At 67.0% G+C, this 18,449-nt stretch carries 19 protein-coding genes and 1 tRNA gene; 14 read left to right on the top strand and 6 right to left on the bottom strand.

Features of this window, described 5'->3' with window-relative positions; translation table 11 throughout:
• Window positions 1–37: 37 nt before the first annotated feature.
• Window positions 38–2,230, bottom strand: a complete 2,193-nt coding sequence (locus P1L40_RS09620; protein WP_284006620.1) for an ATP-dependent DNA helicase — start codon at window positions 2,228–2,230, stop codon at window positions 38–40.
• 76 nt (window positions 2,231–2,306) lie between these two features.
• On the opposite strand from P1L40_RS09620, the gene P1L40_RS09615 reads away from it, so the two are divergent.
• Window positions 2,307–3,053, top strand: a complete 747-nt coding sequence (locus tag P1L40_RS09615; RefSeq protein ID WP_284006619.1) for a hypothetical protein — start codon at window positions 2,307–2,309, stop codon at window positions 3,051–3,053.
• On the opposite strand, the gene P1L40_RS09610 is transcribed toward P1L40_RS09615, so the two are convergent.
• A complete protein-coding gene (locus P1L40_RS09610) occupies window positions 3,041–4,030 on the bottom strand; it encodes a cation diffusion facilitator family transporter (protein WP_284006617.1) in 990 nt (329 codons plus the stop codon). The two genes, P1L40_RS09615 and P1L40_RS09610, sit on opposite strands and share 13 nt — an antisense overlap.
• 67 nt (window positions 4,031–4,097) lie before the next feature.
• Between P1L40_RS09610 and P1L40_RS09605 the strand changes: the two genes are divergently transcribed.
• Window positions 4,098–4,607, top strand: coding sequence for a metallophosphoesterase (locus tag P1L40_RS09605; RefSeq protein ID WP_284006615.1), 510 nt, complete (start codon window positions 4,098–4,100; stop codon window positions 4,605–4,607).
• Between the two features lie 123 nt (window positions 4,608–4,730).
• Here the strand turns inward: P1L40_RS09605 and P1L40_RS09600 are convergent, their stop codons facing one another.
• Window positions 4,731–5,417: an ArsR/SmtB family transcription factor gene (locus tag P1L40_RS09600; RefSeq protein ID WP_284006614.1), complete on the bottom strand. Its 687-nt coding sequence runs from the start codon at window positions 5,415–5,417 to the stop codon at window positions 4,731–4,733.
• 160 nt (window positions 5,418–5,577) lie between these two features.
• On the opposite strand from P1L40_RS09600, the gene P1L40_RS09595 reads away from it, so the two are divergent.
• The 3 genes from P1L40_RS09595 to P1L40_RS09585 all read left to right on the top strand — a co-directional run bounded on the left by P1L40_RS09595 (window position 5,578) and on the right by P1L40_RS09585 (window position 8,308).
• Window positions 5,578–5,703: a DUF7859 family protein gene (locus tag P1L40_RS09595; RefSeq protein ID WP_284006613.1), complete on the top strand. Its 126-nt coding sequence runs from the start codon at window positions 5,578–5,580 to the stop codon at window positions 5,701–5,703.
• A 42-nt stretch (window positions 5,704–5,745) separates the two neighbouring features.
• Window positions 5,746–6,834, top strand: a complete 1,089-nt coding sequence (locus tag P1L40_RS09590; protein WP_284006612.1) for an aminopeptidase — start codon at window positions 5,746–5,748, stop codon at window positions 6,832–6,834.
• A gap of 136 nt (window positions 6,835–6,970) precedes the next feature.
• A complete protein-coding gene (locus P1L40_RS09585; RefSeq protein WP_284006611.1) occupies window positions 6,971–8,308 on the top strand; it encodes a DUF7282 domain-containing protein in 1,338 nt (445 codons plus the stop codon).
• Window positions 8,309–8,350: 42 nt separating this feature from the next.
• Here P1L40_RS09585 and P1L40_RS09580 read toward each other — a convergent pair whose 3' ends face one another.
• Window positions 8,351–9,079, bottom strand: coding sequence for a methyltransferase domain-containing protein (locus P1L40_RS09580; protein ID WP_284006609.1), 729 nt, complete (start codon window positions 9,077–9,079; stop codon window positions 8,351–8,353).
• A gap of 138 nt (window positions 9,080–9,217) precedes the next feature.
• Here P1L40_RS09580 and P1L40_RS09575 point away from each other — a divergent pair, with 138 nt between their 5' ends.
• From P1L40_RS09575 to P1L40_RS09565, 3 genes are all read left to right on the top strand, one after another.
• Window positions 9,218–9,589, top strand: coding sequence for a YccF domain-containing protein (locus tag P1L40_RS09575; protein WP_284006608.1), 372 nt, complete (start codon window positions 9,218–9,220; stop codon window positions 9,587–9,589).
• Window positions 9,590–9,643: 54 nt separating this feature from the next.
• Window positions 9,644–9,967, top strand: a complete 324-nt coding sequence (locus P1L40_RS09570; RefSeq protein WP_284006606.1) for a DUF7577 domain-containing protein — start codon at window positions 9,644–9,646, stop codon at window positions 9,965–9,967.
• 144 nt (window positions 9,968–10,111) lie between these two features.
• Window positions 10,112–11,059: a carbohydrate ABC transporter permease gene (locus tag P1L40_RS09565; RefSeq protein WP_284006604.1), complete on the top strand. Its 948-nt coding sequence runs from the start codon at window positions 10,112–10,114 to the stop codon at window positions 11,057–11,059.
• A gap of 54 nt (window positions 11,060–11,113) precedes the next feature.
• Here P1L40_RS09565 and P1L40_RS09560 read toward each other — a convergent pair whose 3' ends face one another.
• On the bottom strand, window positions 11,114–12,142 hold the full coding sequence (locus P1L40_RS09560) for a radical SAM protein (RefSeq protein ID WP_284006603.1): 1,029 nt from the start codon (window positions 12,140–12,142) through the stop codon (window positions 11,114–11,116).
• 117 nt (window positions 12,143–12,259) lie between these two features.
• Here P1L40_RS09560 and P1L40_RS09555 point away from each other — a divergent pair, with 117 nt between their 5' ends.
• The 6 genes from P1L40_RS09555 to P1L40_RS09530 all read left to right on the top strand — a co-directional run bounded on the left by P1L40_RS09555 (window position 12,260) and on the right by P1L40_RS09530 (window position 16,931).
• Window positions 12,260–13,582, top strand: coding sequence for an MFS transporter (locus tag P1L40_RS09555; protein WP_284006602.1), 1,323 nt, complete (start codon window positions 12,260–12,262; stop codon window positions 13,580–13,582).
• Window positions 13,583–13,620: 38 nt separating this feature from the next.
• Window positions 13,621–14,109: a phosphate-starvation-inducible PsiE family protein gene (locus tag P1L40_RS09550; protein ID WP_284006600.1), complete on the top strand. Its 489-nt coding sequence runs from the start codon at window positions 13,621–13,623 to the stop codon at window positions 14,107–14,109.
• Between the two features lie 41 nt (window positions 14,110–14,150).
• Window positions 14,151–15,251: a DUF373 family protein gene (locus P1L40_RS09545; RefSeq protein WP_284006598.1), complete on the top strand. Its 1,101-nt coding sequence runs from the start codon at window positions 14,151–14,153 to the stop codon at window positions 15,249–15,251.
• Window positions 15,251–15,547, top strand: a complete 297-nt coding sequence (locus P1L40_RS09540; RefSeq protein ID WP_284006597.1) for a hypothetical protein — start codon at window positions 15,251–15,253, stop codon at window positions 15,545–15,547. Before P1L40_RS09545 ends, P1L40_RS09540 begins: the two co-directional genes overlap by 1 nt.
• Window positions 15,548–15,589: 42 nt before the next feature.
• Window positions 15,590–15,693 (top strand) — tRNA-Arg (locus tag P1L40_RS09535).
• Window positions 15,694–15,923: 230 nt separating this feature from the next.
• Entirely contained in the window at window positions 15,924–16,931 is a 1,008-nt protein-coding gene (locus P1L40_RS09530) for a threonine aldolase family protein (RefSeq protein ID WP_284006596.1), read from the top strand.
• On the opposite strand, the gene P1L40_RS09525 is transcribed toward P1L40_RS09530, so the two are convergent.
• On the bottom strand, window positions 16,932–18,359 hold the full coding sequence (locus tag P1L40_RS09525) for an ABC transporter substrate-binding protein (RefSeq protein ID WP_284006594.1): 1,428 nt from the start codon (window positions 18,357–18,359) through the stop codon (window positions 16,932–16,934).
• Window positions 18,360–18,449: the final 90 nt, after the last annotated feature.

The raw sequence follows: 18,449 nt of genomic DNA, 5'->3' as shown, positions 1-18,449 counted from the left end.
GTGCCGAAACGATCAGTCGCTGCGCTCGAACCCGTGTTCAGGGCTTGGGTGGTGGGCCGTCGTATGCACCCATGTCCTGATAGAAGTTCAGCATCGCGAACTTCAGTTTCTCGGGGTCGATGTCGACCATCTCGCGGCGTTCTTCCGGCGGGAACGTGCCCCGAACCGCGTAGTCGTGCATCTCCATCTCGGCGGCCTCGGTGTAGCGCTTGTCGAGCAGGATGCGGGCGCCGAAGTCGTCTGGCGAGCGGACCACCCGTCCGAGCGCCTGGCGCGTCTTGCGGACCGTGGGGATCTCGACGGCGTAACGCCAGCCCGCGTCGTCCGATGTCGTACCGGTCTCGCTGTCGGCGAAGGTGGTCGCGTAGGCGTCCTGAACGGCCTCCATCCGGTCGTCGAGGTGGGGGTAGGGGACTCCGACGACCACGACGGTCCGGGCGTCCTCGCCGTCGTAGCTGACCCCCTCGCCCAGGGTCCCCCACAGCGAGGTAAAGAGGACGCCGTCGTCGCCGTCGACGAACGCCTCCCGGAGGTCACGGGCCTGCGTGCCGGGTTCGTCGAGGTAGCGGGTCCCGCTGACCGCGACCATCTCGTAGTAGCGCCGGGCCTCGCTGTAGGACGGACAGAACACGAGGGTGTTGCCCGGCGTGAACCGGATCACGTCCTCCAATGTTCGGGCGATCGTCTGCTGTGTCTGTGGATCGTCGCGCTCGCTCGAAAAGAGCGCCGGCCCGTCGACGGCGTATGTCCGCCGGCGCTCCTCGGGGAACTGCGCGCCGTAGGCCATCGTCACCGGGTCGTCCAGTCCGACCACGTCCTCGGTCACGTCGAAGGGCCGCAGCGTGGCGCTCATCAGTACCGACGCGTGCAACTCCTCGAAGAGGTCTCGCGTCACTTCCTCGGGGATGCAGGTGTAGAGTTCCGCCCGGCCGTACACCGCGTCGGTGCTCTCGTCCCGGCGGACGCTGACGACTGGGTACTGGCCGTGTTCGTCGCTCTCGGCCAGCCAGTCGTCGAGGAAGGCAGCGGCCTGGAGGGTCTGACACTCCTTGCGGGTGTCGAGTTTCCCCTCCTTGAACTGCTCCTCGTAGCGGGCGTCCAGATCCCGGCCCAGTTCGACCGCCGTCGACAGTTCCTCGTGGAAGCCGGGGCCGGTGTACCCCTGGAGGAAGGCGAGCGTGAGGTCGTCTTTCCGATCGTCGTTGGCGACGGTGATGTCCTCCCAGTGGTCGTCGACCTGCTCGCGATCCCCGAACCCGAAACTCTCCTCGTAGGCCTCGACCAGTGCGTCCCGGAACGTCGACAGGACGTTCCCGGCCGCCCCGGCCCGGTCGTCGTCGACCCCGTCGAGTTCGTCGATGGCCTGGTCGAGCGTGTTCTCGGTCAGCGTGCGGCGGGCGTGGTCCCGGGCCGCGGACTCGACGTTGTGGGCCTCGTCGAAGACGGCGATGATGTCTTCTGGGTCTCGGCCCAGCCACCGGAAGAACTGCTCGCGGATCGTCGGGTCGAGCAGGTGGTGGTAGTTACAGACCACCAGATCGACCCCGTCCATCCCCTCTTTCAGCAGTTCGTAGCCGCACATCCCCCGCTCGTGGGCGTACTCGTAGACATCGTCGGGCGTCCGCACGTCGTCGTAGAGCCAGCCGTAGAACGCCTCCGTGTTCTCGGTGAGGTTCCGGTAGTAGTGGTCACAGGTCGACCGTTCCGACTCCAGCTCTTCGAGGTCGTCCTGGAGCCCCCGGAGTTCGTCCACGACGGCGTCCCGGGCCTCCATGGCCTCGCTGCTGCCCTCCTGTCCGGCTTCGAGCAGTTCCCCCTCGCGCTGTTCGAGGTCGGCGATGTCCTGCTCGGTCTCGACCAGATCCCGGGTCGTGTCCCGCAGGGCCTGACACTCCTCGTAGTCCACGTCGATGTGACACATCGACCCCTTCCCGCGGAAGACGACCGCCCGCAGTCGCTCCTGGTCGGTGATCGCCCGGGCGTCGGCCACGAACTGGCGCATCTGCTGGTGGACGTTGGTCGTGATGACGACGGTCTTGTTCGTCTCGCGGGCGTGTTCCAGCGCCGGGACCAGGGAGGCAAGTGTCTTCCCGGTGCCACAGGCCCCCTCGAAGAGCACGTCCCGGCCGTCCTCCAGCGCCTCGAAGATGGTCGCCATCGCCTCCTGCTGGTGGTCGTAGGGCTCCTCGTAGGGGAAATACCGCAGGTAGCCGTCGTCGCTCGTCGCCACGGGCCTTGGTTGGCCGCTCTCGGGCAAAAGGGTTCGCCCCGGCAGCTACTTCCGGCCCGCGTCCGTCCATCGGGGCATGTGGCGGCCGCTCGCAGTCGTCGGACTCGTCCTGCTGGCGGGCTGTTCGGGGTTCCTGGGGACGGACGCCGGCGGTCCGGACCGGACGGTGACCCCGGCGCCGCTCCCCGAGACGCCGACGGACCGGCCGGTCGAACTCCCGCGAGCGAACGGCTCGGTCGATCTCCAGCGTGTCCTCGTGCGCCACGACACCGCGCTGGCGGGCCGGAACTTCCACCGGCGGGTCGTCCGGGAGGGGCCGCGCAACACCAGGGATGTCTGGGTCGACCGGGACGCTGATATCGTCCGTGTCAGACGGACGCTCGGGCCGGTGGCCGACGACGCTGTCGTCGCCGACGGGACGCTGTACCGCTCGGTCTCGGACGACCCCAACCGCGACTACTTCACGACGCCCAGCGACGGCTCGGTTCCCTACGTCAGTACGCTCTCGGGCGTGACACTGCTTCGGGTCTTTCTGACCGACTACGACTACGAGCGGGTCGGGACCGTCACTCGGAACGACCGGACGCTGGCGGTGCTGTCGACCAACGATACGGACGTTCCGATCACCGCGGGCGATCCGGACCAGACGGTCGCGGTCCGCTCCCGGGTGTACGTCGACCGGGGCGGGGTCGTCAGATACGTCGACCACTACGAACGGGACTCGGACGGGACAAACCGGACCGTCCAGATGCGTGTCACGACCGGCACCGACCGGATCGCGGTGCCCTGGTGGCTCGCCGATGTCGATATCTACGCCGGCTGACCGGTCCCGCTCGTCTCGGGTTCGATGTACACCTTCCGGACGCTCTCGTTTGCGTCTTCCAGCGCCCGCTCGATGTCGCTGATCGCCCGGTCGACCCCTTGGGTATCCAGGTCGGACGCGAACGCGATGTCCGCCGACACCAGCAGCCGTCCCGGACCGAAGTAGACCGTCCGGAAGTCGACGATATCGGTGACGCTGTCGTTGTCCCGGATGACCGTCTCCAGTTTCCGCTCCTCGTCTTTCGGGAGGCTCTCGCCCAGCAGGAGCCGTTTGTTCTCCCACGCCAGCGCCAGGGCAAAGCCCATCAGCATGAGCCCGATCAACACCGCCGAGAGCTGATCGAAGACTTCGTTGCCCGTCTGCTGGGTGAGAAAGAGCCCGACGAGCGCGATGACGATTCCGGCGAGTGCGATAGCGTCCTCGGTCAGTGCGGTCAGCGTCGTCACGTCGCTGGTCTTGCGGAACGCCTCCCTGTAGCCGCTCCAGTCGTTGGCGTCGATCTGGCGTTGCATCTCCGCGCGGGCCTTCCACAGCGCCCACGTCTCGAAGGCGAAGGCGCCGAGCAGGACGGTGTAGTTGACCCACAGCGGGTCGAGCCACGCCGGCGGCGTGTACTGGATGAACAGGAAGTCGATCCCGGCCTGTGCCCCCTCCGAGCCGTGGCCGCCGGACGTGAGTTCGCCGTAGCCGTGTTTCAGGCTCTCCCAGCCCGCGATGCCAAAGAGAAACACCGAGACGAGGAAGCTGTAGAAGAACTGTGCCTTGCCGTAGCCAAAGGGATGTCTGCGGTCGCGTTCGCGGCCGCTGTAGCGGATCCCGATGAGCAAGAACACCTGGTTCCCGGTGTCGGAGATGCTGTGGTACGTTTCCGACAGCATCGCGGCGCTTCCGGTCAGGAGGAACCCGAAGAACTTCAGGATCGCGATGGCACCGTTGGCGACGAGGGCGGCGAGGACGACTGATCTGCTTCCGGCCATTGGGTGTCCTCTCACGACCCGCACGCAAAGTGGTTCGGGATTTATACCCGGCGCCCCTCTGTTCGGTATGCTCACGGTCATCTCCGACACGCACGGGACCGACGACCACCGGTTGACGGGCGCGACGCTCGACGCCGTCCGGACGGCCGATCACGTCGTCCACGCGGGCGATTTCACCACAGAACGGGTCCTCGACGCCGTCGAGGGGGTGGCGCCGTCGCTCACGGCGGTCGTCGGGAACAACGACGGACCGGCGATCAGAGAGCGCCTCCCGTCGGTCGCCACCTGTGACTGGCGGGGACTGCGGGTGCTGGTCGTCCACGGCCACGAACACACGGAGACGGCGCTGACGATGCTCGCGCGCCAGGAGGGAGCCGACGTGGTGGTCGTCGGCCACTCACATCGGCCGGAGTTGCAGGCACGTGACGAACACTTGCTCGTCAATCCTGGAAGTTACGCCGACCCGCGGCGGTACCGGGCAGCCCACGCCGAACTCGACGCGACTGCCGAGCGCGTCCAAGCCCGCCTGCGCTCGCCCGACGGGACCACGCTCGAATCGGTCCAGTGGGAGCAGTGACGACACACGGAGTAGTGCCGGTGGAATGCCAGTGGTGGAGTGTCAGACTGGATCCCACGGGTCGGCGCACGTGAGTGTATACCACCCAAACTAAAGGAGCTACTGGAGAGTCAAACGACCGTTTTACACACGACGCTGGGCGTACCACAGAACCGTCATCGCCGCGAGAACGACCGCGCCACCGGCGAAGAAGGCGATCCCCGGTGCGACCGCGGCTGCCGCGTCGGCCCCGCCCTGTGTCGCCCCGTCGATCGCGCCGACCGCCGTGTCGGTGAACCCACCGTCGGCGATCGTCCCGTTCTCGGCGTAGAGGCTCGGCTGTGGATCGGTCGTGTCCGCGCTCCCGCTGCGGACGGTCGGCCCGAACAGCGCCGAGAGCCCGCCACCGAACACCTCCTGGACGAAGACGCTCGCGAGCGCGACGACGGCGAGTCCCCCCAACAGGTTCGACAGCGCTGCCCGCAGCCCCGAGGTCTCCTGTTCGTCGCCGGCACAGATGACCAGCGGCTGGTTCGCGGGCGCGAACACGTCCATCTCGCGGCCCTTCTGGGAGTAGGCGGTGTCGACGACCTCGACGGCTCCGGCGTTCTCCAGTTTGTCCAGATGGTACTGTGCGTTCTGGAGGGACGTGTCGACACGGTCCGCGAGTTCGCCCGGTGGCGCCGGCTCACGGTTGAGTTCTGCGAGCAAGTTTCGGGCGGTCTCCGCCGAGAGTGCGGACAACACGTCGTCCGCGTCCTCGCTGTCCACGCCGATGACTCGGGGCTCGGCGTCGGGGGTTGCCGGGTCCCGAGAGGGCAGCAGCGACATGAAATTACGTATGTTCTATCGGGTTATGAGTCTTTGCCAAGGTTCGACAGCCGTTGCACATATCGCTCAAACACCTATTTCACTCTCGGAAATCGACCGCCTCGGCCCGTCTGTCGCCCGGTGGCGAAACCTCTTTGAAGTCCCGCTGACAACTGCCGGTATGGTCGATGTCATCACGCTGGGACTCCTGGCTGCCGTGCTCCTCTTTTTCTTCTTCATGTACCTCATGCTTCGGCGGACCTTTCTCGGCTTCAAAGAGGGGTTCCAGCAGAGCAAAAAGAAGTAGCGGGGGCGAAAACGGTTTGTGGCCGTCGCTAACAGTAGCGGTATGGACCCGCGTATCCGCGAACATGCAGACGTTATCGTCGACCACTCCATCGACCTGAGCGCCGGTGACGACATCGTCATCGACGCCCACCCCGTCTCGGATGATCTCGTCGTCGCTCTCCACGAGGCCGCCGCCGACCGCGGAGCGAACCCGCTGGTCGTCCAGGAACGACTCGGCGAGCGGTTCCGCCGGGCGTATCTCCGGAACCGCGAGGAGTTCGAGACGCCGAGCCACGTCCAGGCCCTCTACGAGGAGATGGACGCCTACATCGCGATTCGGGGCAGCGCCAACGTCACCGAGACCAGCGATGTCGACCCCGAAGTCACGAGCGCGTACCAACAGGCCCAGCAACCGCTGTTGAACGAACGCCTCTCGAAGACCTGGTGTCTCACGCAGTTCCCCGCCGCGGCCAACGCCCAGCTCGCCCAGATGTCCACCGAAGGGTACGAGAACTTCGTCTGGGACGCCGTCCTGAAAGACTGGGACGCGGTCCGCGAGCACCAGTCCCAGATGGTCGACATCCTCGACCCCGCCGAGGAGGTCCGGATCGTCTCCGGGGACACCACCGACGTACGGATGTCGATCGCGGGCAACGAGACGCTCAACGACTACGGCGAGAAGAACCTGCCTGGCGGCGAGGTCTTCACCGCCCCCGTCCGCGAGAGCGTCGAGGGCGAGGTGCTGTTCGACAAACCCCTCTACCACCAGGGCCGGGAGATCACCGGCGTCTACCTCCGCTTCGAGGACGGCGAGGTCGTCTCCCACAGCGCCGAGAAGAACGAGGCCCTGCTGACCGAAGTCCTCGACACCGACGAGGGCGCTCGCTACCTCGGGGAACTCGGGATCGGCATGAACCGCGACATCGACCGGTTCACCTACAACATGCTGTTCGACGAGAAGATGGGCGACACCGTCCACATGGCCGTCGGCCGCGCCTACGAGGCAAACGTCGGCGAGGACAACGAACAGAACGAGTCGGCGGTCCACGTCGACATGATCGTCGACATGAGCGAGGACTCGTACATCGAGGTCGACGGAGAAGTCGTCCAGCGGGACGGGACGTTCGTCTTCGAGGATGGCGAGGTCTGAGGGAACCGAGGACTTCGGTTCGGAACGGCGACCGCAAAGACGGATTCGAGCGGTGTGATTCGCGGCGGAGAACTGCCTGCCCCTCGCGAGCAGGCTACAGTTATTTAACAGGTTCGGCCGAACAGACGATCGAACCATGGTCGGGAGGGGGAACTACCGTCAGGGGTTGGCAGCAGCGATCGGTGTCTGCGTGCTCGTCGTCAGTGCCTGGGGGATGTTCGCGACAGTATCGGCCTCGGCCGCGCTCTCCGAGACGCCGTCGGCGACGGTTTCGACGAACGCGGACATCGATAACGACGGAGCGATCGACGAGGTAACGGTCCAGAAAGCGGCCGGACAGGAACTCACGGGAACGGCGACAGTCGCTCCGGGAACGGCGCTCGACGTACGAGTGACCGGGACCGACAGCGGTGCGCCGTTCGTGAAGCCGCTGTCGACGACCGTCCAGTCGGACGGCACGTGGTCGGTAACCGCAGACTTCAGCAGCAACGCGCAGGGGGCGAACTTCACCGTCGATGTCAAGCGGAGTGACGGAACCTCGCTGCTGGAGGAAACAGTGGACGGTCGGATCGGCAGGGCGCCGACCGCGAGCGTGACGTTCAACGATCAGGACTCGGTCGGCGACACTGTCACCGTCGCATCGGTCACGATGTCTGACGGCGGGTTCGTCGCAATCCATCTCGACAACGCCAGCGGAAACGTCGTCGGCAACAGTTCGTACATCGAGGCCGGATCGGCGACCGACATCCGGATACAACTGGCCCCATCACTGACCGAAGACGCCACGCTGGTGGCGATGCCACATCAGGATACCGACGCCGACCGGCGCTACGAGTTCCAGTTCGGGTCGTCGGTCGATGCACCGTACACAGAGAACGGGTCGGCCGTGGAAGACTCTGGATTGGTTACGGTGACGACACCGACGGCAACGCCGACGCCCACGCCAACGGCAACGCCGACGCCCACGCCGACAGCGACGCCGACGGCAACTCCGACGCCGACGCCAACACCGACGCCGACGGCAACACCCACGCCAACGGCAACGCCGACAGCGACGCCGACGGCAACTCCGACGCCCACGCCAACACCGACGCCGACGGCAACTCCGACGCCCACGCCGACAGCGACACCAACTCCGACGCCCACGCCAACCGCAACGCCGACGGTAACACCGACGCCAACACCGACGCCGACGCCAACACCGACGCCGACGGCAACACCCACGCCAACGGCAACGCCGACAGCGACGCCGACGCCCACGCCGACAGCGACACCAACTCCGACGCCAACACCCACGGTAACGCCGACCCCCGAACCCACACCGCCAGAGCGGGACGTGGTCGAGCGGTACGACACGAACGGTCGAGCGGGTATCCAGATCGGCGAGGTGTACCGGGCGCTCGAACGCTACCGGATGGGCGAGGAGACGGGACTTACCCTCATGCGCCTTATCGCCGCACTGAACGAACGCTGACGAGTCCACGCCGAGACCACCTGCTTCGGTGGGCGGTCCCCGTCACGCCTTGTGCAGTTTCGCGACGTAGCGCGGCCCCTCACGTTCGACGGCGTCGACCGTCCAGCGGGTCTCCTCGACGAGGTCCCGCATCGTCTCGGGCGCGGCGTGGAGGTAGTCGTGCCACTCGCCAATGTACTGGCGGTACCGGGTTCGGATGCGGATTCTGCCCGGCAGCCGGTCGCGGTCACGGTTGCGCTCGTGGTAGTTCAGGTGTGCAGGGTCGTCGGTGTCGAGCGGGTCCAGACTCGACGCGATCAGTGTCGCGGCGTCGGTCGTCGCTTCGGCGAGCGAACCCAGAACCTCGGGTGCCCGCTCGGCACTCCCGACGAGGCCGAAGTTGTTGCCCAACAGCACGGCCGAGTCGAAGAGCCCGTCTAAGTCGGCGGCGTCGGCCACGTCATAGCGTTGCACGTCCTCGACGCCCCGATCCCGCGCGACACCGATCGCGCCCGGCGAGAGATCGATCCCGGTCACGTCGTGACCCCGCTCCTGGAGCGCCAGCGCGTGCCGGCCGGGACCACAGCCCACGTCGAGGACGTGACCCTCGGCCCACTCGACGGCGGCGTGGCCGAGGGCGCTCCACTCGTCGGGCGTCGAGAAGTACAGCTCCGGGCCGGCCGGGCACTCGACGAACCCGTCGTCGCGTTCGATCACCTCGAAGGCGTCGCCGCCTTCGTGGTAGTCCCGACACATCGCGCCGAAGGCGTCCGACTCGGGCAGGTCGTCCATACGCGTCGGTCGACGACGGGAGGAAAAAGCGTTCGGTGACCGTGACACACCCACACAGTCCGGCTCGAATCACGGACGACACCGAGAGCACGACGGACCGACACGACACTTATCCCCGCTGCCGGGGTAGTATCGACTATGCGCGATCAGCCGCCGCTGCTCGTCCGTGCCGTCTGGTTCCTGTTCGTGGGGTGGTGGCTCACCGGGCTCTGGCTCACCGCCGCCTGGCTGTTGAACCTCACCATCGTCGGCATCCCGCTGGGGATCGCCCTGATCAACCGGGTCCCGGTAGTGGTGTCGCTCAAGCGACGGGCCCCGCCGCCGAAGGAGCGCCAGAGAGAGCCGTATTCGCTGCCGGTTCGTGCCGTGTGGTTCCTCTGTATCGGTTGGTGGGCGAGCGGTCTCTGGACGGCCGCGGCGTACGCGCTGACGCTGACGGTGGTCGGCATCCCCGTCGCCGTCTGGATGCTCGCCAGACTCCCCTTCGTCGTCTCGCTGTACGACTACTGACGCAACTGTTAGCGTGAGCGAAGGATACTCACCGTTCCAGCCCAATGTCAGGTTATGGCAATCGGACAGGTAGAGCTCGCGATCCGGGTCGCTGCCGGCCTGTTCGTCATCGTCGCCCCGACCCTCCTCTTCCTGGGACTGTGGCGGGGACTGGAAGCGATGCGTGACGACGAACTGATCCAGCGCGCACAGCAGCGCGCCAGGTCGATGGAGAGCGACCACGGCGGCTGGAACATCGACGCGACGGCGGTGCGGGCGGCGGCGACGCGAGCCGACCCGGTCCCCGACGAGATGATCGCCTGTGACAGCTGTGGCACCCACAACCGTGACGACGTGACCTACTGTCAGGACTGCCTCAGCGACCTCTCTGGCCGCTGACTCGCCACTCAAGCTGATATTTCAGCTATCGGGGTGTTTAGGCGCGGAGCGACCGCGTGTCGAGTGTGATCGATACCACCGGAGACGGGACCCCTCTCACGGACGGTCGAACGGGACCAACCCGACATCGAGGTGTGTCCTGACGTGTCACGATCCCGCCGCGATACCGACGAGAGCGACGCCGACCGCCGTCGTGGCGAGCGCCTCGCTCGACTGGCCGGGCCACACGGCGAGCGCTTCGAGCGGCTCTGTTTCCGGCTGGCGCTCGCGGTCAGCCTCGTCGTCGCCCTGTTCCCGATCTACTGGACCGCCGTCGTCGCGGTCACCCCACACCCCCAGGTCTGGCAGAACGTCGGGGTCGTCCCGACGACCGTCTCCGCCGAGGGGGTCGCGCTCGCGTTCGGGACGACCAACTGGGTGAGCGTGCTGGGCAACAGCCTCTTTATCTCGCTGCTGACGACGGCGTTCGTCCTCCTGGTCGCGACGCCGGCCGGCTACGTGTTCGGCCGACTGGAGTTTCCCGGTCGGAGACCGCTGCTCGTCGCCGTCCTTCTGGTCGCCGTCGTCCCACCCCAGGGGATCGCGCTCCCGCTGTACCGCCTGTTCCGGGGATACGTCAGCGTCGCCGGCGTCTCGCCACCGGAACTGTTCAACACTCCGGCGGGGATCGTCCTCCCGTCGAGTGCGCTCATCGTCCCGCTGGCGATCGGCTTGCTCACCGTCTTCTTCGCCGGCGTCCCCGACGACCTCGAAGACGCGGCCCGGATCGCCGGCGCGACCCGGGGTCAGGCGCTCCGACTGGTCATCTTCCCGCTGGCCCGGCCCGGGATCGTCAGCGTCGCCACGCTCGTGTTCATCGAGGCATACACGGAGTACTTCTTCACGGCGTTCATGACCACTGGAGCCCGGGGGATCGGCTACACCGTCCAGTCGCGCCTCCAGGAGTTCGTCACCCCGCTGTGGCAACTGGGGTATCCGAACATGGTCGCGGTCGCCTCGCTGATCGGACTCGTTCCGCCCGCACTGGTCATCCTCTACATGAGCGGCCAACTCGACAGCTGGCTGTCGGCGTGGGGCTCGGCGACTGGATGATACAGGCACGTCGATCGCTCGATTCCGCGAACCAGCGGCGCTGGCGCCGGGAATCTAGTCCCCGGCGGCGGCCCGTCCGCTCGCGGTCCCGCCCGAAACGGGCGTCCGCTCGACGACCGTCGCGTCGTAGGTCGGGTACTGTTCGACGATCTCGCCCTTTTCGAGGTCGCCGTCCTCGACCATCTCCTCTAAGAGCCACCAGGCGAGTTCGACGTGGTCCGACTTGACGGTGTAGAACTCCTCGGGGACGCCTAACTCGACGAAGCGCTGTTCGCCGGCCCAGGCCTTCCCGTAGACCAGCGTCCCGTCGTCGGTCACCTCGTCGAAGGGCCGGCGGATGTTCCGGGCCATGCGTTTGAGCCGCGAGCGGTGCTGCGCGGCGTCTTTGAACACGCTCGTACAGAAGTAGACCTTCTCGTGGTCGCCCATCCGTTCGAGGATGTCGTGGGACCCCTCGACGGCGCTCATGTGGTCGTCTTTCAGCTCGAAGCCCGCCTCCTGCATCCGGCGGTAGTTCCCGTCCGACATCTCGAACTCGTTGATGTTACAGAAGTCGGCGGCTCCCTCGTCTAAGAACTCCAGGAACTCCTCCTCGGCGCGGATGCCGGGGATCTCGAAGGCCGGTGTCAGCCCCTCCTCGCGGGCGATGTAGAGGATCTCCTCCCACTCGGTGCCGTGGAGGTCACCCCACTGCTCCAGCGGCGGGTGGAAGCGAATCTCGTCGAGTCCGGCCTCGCTGAGCCGGCGCATGTTCTCGCGGCCGCCGGGGATACCGGTGTAGAGGTGCGTGTGGTGGTCCTCGCCGAACTCGTCTTTGAGGAGTTCGAGGTAGTGACAGGTCCGGTCGAGCACTTCCTGGGGCTCGCCGCCGGTGATCGAGGTCCCCAGCGCGCTCATGCGCTTTGCCTCCTCGATCACGTCCGCGTCGGACTCGACGGGCCGCTCGTTGGCGTACATCTGCGTGACGTTCTTGCGGTTCTCCCCGAGCGGGCAGTAGAAACAGTCCCGCTGGTCACAGTAGCCGTAGACGAACAGCACCATCTTGCCGCCTTTGGCACACTGCTCGCAGCCCTCGGAGATCATTGCGTACACGGAGTCACCGCCTCCAGCGGCAAAAAGCGTGCGCATCAGGTCGGCCGTGGCGCGTGTGGGCTGGCCCCACACCGTAGCTTTACGCCTGCCGGCCGCCCACGGCATCGTATGCAGGAGTCCGCCCGCCGCCGCGGGTTCGCCATCGTCTTCGCCGTGGTCTTTCTGGACCTCCTGGGCTTTGGCATCATCATCCCCATCCTCCCGTACTACACGCGGTCGTTCCCGGGTGGGACGGAGTTCGTCATCGGGCTGCTGGCGGCGTCGTACTCGGCGATGCAGTTCGCGTTCGCCCCGCTCCTGGGATCGCTGTCGGACCGCGTCGGCCGGCGGCCGGTGTTGATCCTCTCGCTGTGTGGTTCAGTGGTCGCCTGGACGGTCTTTGGCCTGGCCGACGCGCTGTGGCTGCTGTTCGTCTCCCGGATGCTCGCCGGCGCGATGGGCGGGAACCTCTCGACGGCGCAGGCCTACGTCGCCGACGTGACGCCGCCGGAACGTCGCGCGGCCGCGCTTGGCTACATCGGCGCCGCGTTCGGCCTGGGGTTCATCTTCGGACCGGGGATCGGCGCCGTGTTGAGCTTCGACGCCACCGTCGCGGCCGTCGACGCGGTGGTCCCCGCGGTCCCGATCACGCGGTTCTCGCTGCCCAGTTTCGCCGCCGCCTTCGCCAGCCTCTGTGGGGTCGTCGTCGCGCTCGCCTTCCTGCCCGAATCCCGCTCGCCCGACGGTGCACCGACCGAGCGACAGTCGGCGATCGGCCAACTCGGGGCCGCTGTCTCGACCGCGGGCCTGCGGGAACTGCTCGTGGCCTTCTTCCTGGTCTCGTTTGCCTTCTCGGGCGTCCAGATCATGTTCGTCCCCTACGTCGCCGACATCTACGGCTACACCGCCGCCCAGAGCGCGCTGCTGTTGACCTACGTCGGCGTCCTCGCGGTGGTGACACAGGGCGTCCTGGTCGGTCCGCTGACCGCCCGCTACAGCCCGATCGCCCTCTCGCTGGCCGGCACGGCCGTCCTCGTCGTCGGTGTCGGTGCCCTCCCGTTCTCGATCGCGGTCGGCACCGTTTTCCCGTCGCTGACCCACCTCGTCCCGTTTCTCACCGCCGACCTGCTGGGACTGCTCGCCGTCCTGACGCTGCTGCCGGTCGGCAACGGCGTCCTCTCGGTGACGCTGACGGCGCTGGTCTCTCAACGGGCCAGTGCCGACCTCCAGGGGAGCGCGTTCGGCGTGACACAAGGCGCCGGCAGCCTCGCCCGGACGGTCGGTCCGCCAGTGATGGGCGGGCTCTACGCCGCCGTCGGCTACTGGTCGCCGTTCGTCGTCGGGAGTCTCCTCTTGCTCCCGGTGGCCGCTCTCGTCGTCAGACTGCGCACGCAAACGGACAGCACCGACCCCCCGAAACCCCGGCCCGCCGACCCCGGCCACATCAGATAGGGACGCCATTCTTACACGCTCGGTGACATACGTCCGGTATGGCGAACGAGGACCCCGATTCGGTCGGCGGGTCGCTCGACGCGGAGTCGCCCGACGAGCGCATCCTCGCGTTCAGCGAGACGCTCATCCGCTACGTCGAGGTCGTCGCGGCGCTCGTGTTGGTGGTGCTGTTCGCCATCGGCGTCTTCGATCTCGGACTCCAGATCTTCCAGAGCGGGGTCAGGGGCGACATCACGGACCCGCTCGTCGTCGTCGGCTTCATCGACACCGCCTTGCTCCTCTTTATCATCGTCGAGGTGTACCAGACCGTCGTCGCCTACACCCAGGAGAGCGACACCCGCCAGATCGTCCGCCTGGTCATCTACACCGGCGTCATCGCGATGGTCCGGAAGGCGATCATCTTCCGGACCGGCGAGTACGCCACCGAGCAGCTAGCGCTGCTGGCGGCGGCGGCCTACACGCTGATCATCTTCGGCCTGGCGGCGCTGCTCGTCGTCGAGCGCCGGACCCGTCTCGACGCCGAGTGAACGCCAGAAAGCAATTAACGGCCGGTCTCGTAGCCCGGACTATGCTGCTGGTGCTGTGTGTCGACCTCGACGACGACCTCGGCCGCAAGACCGACGTGGAGACGCCGGTCGTCGGCCGCGACGCCGTCGAGGAGGCCGCGGTGGCCCTCGCCGAGACAGACCCCGAGGACTCGGACGTGAACGTCCTCTTCGAGGGGGTCCACATCCACGACGCGGTCACCGACGAACCCGTCGCGGTCGCCGCAGTCACCGGCGTCGACGGCAGCGATGTCGCGGCCAACCGCGCCGTCGGCGAGGAGGTCGATACGGTCCTTGCCTCGCTGACCGCGCGCGAAGACGTTCGCGCCCTGGTGGTCACCGACGGCGCACAGGACGAGTCCGTCGTCCCGGTGATCCGCTCGCGGGTCCGGATCGACGGCGTCCGCCGGGTGGTCGTCCGCCAGGCCCAGGACCTCGAATCGATGTACTACACCATCAAGCAGGTGCTCGACGACCCCGAGACCCGCGGGACGATCCTCGTCCCGCTCGGGATCCTCCTCCTGATCTACCCGCTGACGATCCTGCTCGACTACCTCGGCTGGCCGGGGTCGGCACTGGGCGTCATCTCCGGCCTGTTCGGGCTCTATCTGCTCGCCCGCGGACTCGGCGTCGAACAGTTGCTCGACGACCTCGTCCAGCGGACCACCGCCGGGCTGTACGCCGGCCGGGTGACGATCATCACCTACGTCGTCGCCGCCGCCCTGCTCGTCATCGGCGGCGTCAACGGCGTCCAGACACTGGAATCGCTGTCCGACCCCGTCTCGGCCGTCGAGGTGCTGTCGGCGCTGGTCTACGGCGCGATCCAGTGGTTCGCCGTCGCCGGCGTCACTTCGAGCCTCGGGCGCGTGACCGACGAGTACCTCCGCGAGGCGTTCGAGTGGCGCTACCTCAACGCGCCGTTCTACGTGCTCGCTATCGCGGCGGTACTCCACGGCGTCAGCGCCTTCTTCCTCGGGTTCCAGGACCTCCAGTACCTCGCGGCAGTGTTGACCGGCGGGACGCTGCTGGGACTGTCCAGCACGCTCGCCTTCGCCGTCGCCGAGTCCCGCCTGGAGACGGCCGACCGAGTGAACCAAGGCCCCGGCGGCCCCTCGTCGGAATGATGTACGTCTCCCGCGCCGTCGAGAGCATCCGTGCAGACCCCATCGCGGGCGAGTCGATCGGCCTGGTGCTGGAAACGGCTCCCGACGCCGAGCCCGAGGCCGTCGCCGACGCGGCCGCGGCTGCCGGCGCGGCTGTCGACCGACACCTCCAGTTCGACGACCTGGCCGTTACCGTCCCGCAGACGGCCGTAGAGGCGGTCTGTGCCATCGACGGACTGGCCGCGGTCCAGACCACCGACGCTATCTCGATCACTCACGAGGACGCCAGCGACGAGGATGTCGAGTTCGACGGCTGACTTTCGCACTGCTTTTGAGACTGCCGCGTCACGTTCGGGTGAGGGCACGTAGCTCAGTCCGGATAGAGCGTCGGACTTCTATCCCCGTCGTGACTGCGGTGGGGGAAGACATCCGACGGTCGTGGGTTCGAATCCCACCGTGCCCGTCCCGAGACTGTCGGTTACTTACTTCCCCGCTCAAATACGGTTATTACCGGGTATAGACGATATAACCCCCCATCTCAGAACCAATCTCGTTCTGAGAATCTGGTGTTCGTAACGTCGTGTAACGGCTCCCGACGCTGTCCGGCGATTTCCGTTGTTCCTCGACGGCGTAGGGATGTCTGGTGTGAGCTTCCCCAGCGGACTTTTGCCCGCTCGCTCGCTACGCGGGGCTATGATCGACTTACGGAGCGACACCGTGACACGGCCCAGCGAGACGATGCGGGAGGCGGCCCGTGACGCCGCGGTCGGCGACGACGTGTACCGGGAGGACCCGACGGTGACCGAACTCCAAGAGCGGGTCGCCGAGGTGCTCGGGACCGAAGCGGCGCTGTTTGTCCCCTCGGGAACGATGGGCAACCAAGTCGCGGTCCGGACTCACACCGACCGCGGGCAGGAAGTGCTCTGTGAGCGGGAGAGCCACGTCTACAAGTGGGAACTCGGGGGGCTGGTCCAGCACGCCGGGCTCCAACCACGGACCATCGACGGGGGCGAGCGCGGGGTCGTCACGCCCGAGCAGGTCCACGAGGGTCACGTCGAGGCCGACGGGCACCGACCGGGGACCGGCCTGCTGACACTGGAGAACACCCACAACAGCAAAGGCGGGACCGCGATCGTCCCCGAGGCGATCGCCGCGGCGGCCGAGGCCGCTCACGACCGTGGTGTCCCGGTCCACCTCGACGGGGCGCGGCTGTTCAACGCGGCGGTCACACGGGGGGTCCCGGCCGCGGAGTTCGTCGCGCCGGTCGACTCCGTGATGTGCTGTCTCTCGAAGGGGCTGGGTGCGCCGGTCGGGTCGGTACTCGCGGGTCCGGCGACGTTCGTCGAGGACGCCCGCCGGGTTCGGAAACTGCTCGGCGGCGGGATGCGCCAGGCGGGGATGATCGCCGGACCGGGGCTGGAGGCCATCGAGAACCGCGACCGACTCGCGGAGGACCACCGGCGCGCCGAGCGGTTAGCGGCGGGCCTGGACCGCATCGACGGGCTCTCGGTCGACTCGCCGGAGACGAACATCGTCCTCGTCGGGACCGATCGATCCGCAGAACCGTTTCTCGACGCCTGCGAACGCGAGGGGGTTCAGGGGGTACCGTTCGACGACCACGTCGTCCGGTTCTGTACGCACTGGGACATCGACGACGCCGATATCGACCGCGCGATCGAGGCGGTCGAACGGGCCGCGTAGCTACATCCCGCTGTAGGCGCTTGCCAGTTGGTTGATGACCTCCTCGTTGGAACTGCCGGAGATGAACGAGGAGATCGCGGAGTTGACACCGGAGGCCGCTTCCGGCGGTGCGGCGAGGCCGTGGGCGACCGACGGTGGCTGGGCGCTGCTGTTCTGGAAGTCGTTGATCTGGTCGGCCGAGAAGTCGTTGAACGGGTCCGTCGACACGTCGCTCCGGGGCGGGATCGCGCCCTTTCCGGGGTTGAAGATCTCCTGGGCCTGGGTGGTCCCGACGAAGCGACACCACAGCGTCGTCGCCTGGGGCGAGGGGTTGTCGATCGGATACGGGAACGAGTCGATGACCAGCGAGTAGTAGCTGTCACTGCCCGGGAACGGGACGTAGTTCCAGTCCTCGCCGTAGGCGAAGTCGTTGACGTAGTAGGTGCTCGCGGCCCAGTCGCCCTGGTGGATGAAGGCGGCGTCGCCGTTGATGATCCCGGAGTTGGCCTCCGTCCAGGAGATCGAACCGGCGTCGCTGGGGTAGAACTCGCTGTAGTCGCGGACGATGTCCAGCGCGGCCCCGAGTTCGTCCCGGTAGGACTCGACGGCACCGTCTTCGAACACTTCCGAGTAGGTCTGGGCGTCCTGCTGGGCCAGGAAGATGGTCTCGAACATCTGGACCGTCGACCAGGGGGCGTTGGTCTGGTGGGCCATCCCGGTGTAGCCGGCGTCGGCGACGGCTTCCAGTCCGTCGACAACGTCCGACGGCGTGTTGAAGTCCGAGGGGTCCACGTCGGCGTCCTCGACGACGCTGACGTTGTAGAAGAGGTTGTTGAGCCGGTGGATGTTCAGCGGCACCGTCACGTAGTTGCCCGCCGGCTGGGCGACGTTCTTGACGCCCTCCAGGTAGGCGTCTTTCATGTTGTTCTGGTCCCAGACCGACTCTTCGATGTCTTCGAGGAGGTTCGCGTCCGTGAACGGGATCAGCGCCTTGCCCGGCCAGTTCTGCCAGGTGCTCGGGTGGTTCCCGTTCTGAATCCGGGTCCGGATGTTCGACTGGAGGTTCGTCCCGGCGCCGCCGGCGATGAGGTTCTCGTCGAAGTCGACGTAGGGGTACTCCTCCTGGAAGGCGTCCATCACGGCCTGGATCGCCTCCAGGCCGTCGCCTTCGCCCCACCAGTGTGCCACTTCGAGCGTGTTGGTCTGGGTCTGGCCGTCGCCGCCGTCGCCGCTGCCACCGTCGCCGCTGCCGCCGTCGCCGCTGCCACCGTCACCGCTGCCACCGTCACCGCTGCCACCGTCGCCACTGCCACCGTCGCCACTGCCACCGTCGCCGCTGCCGCCGTCGCCGTCGCCGCCACAGCCGGCCAGTGAGGCCGCACCGGCCGCACCGGCGATTCGCAGCGCGTTCCGTCGCGACAGGTTCCGTTCCGAGTTGTCGTCTGACATCTGTCTCGTCCTTATATATCAGTCTATGATGTAAAAGCCGTTCTATGACAACAGGGGCGACTTCACATATCGGCACGGAGGGTTCCCGTC

It is taken from the genome of Haloarcula pelagica (genome assembly GCF_030127105.1).
In the GTDB taxonomy this organism is placed as follows: Archaea; Halobacteriota; Halobacteria; order Halobacteriales; family Haloarculaceae; genus Haloarcula; species Haloarcula pelagica.
Note: the sequence above shows the minus strand (reverse complement) of the source record. Positions and strands in the feature narration are given on the sequence as shown.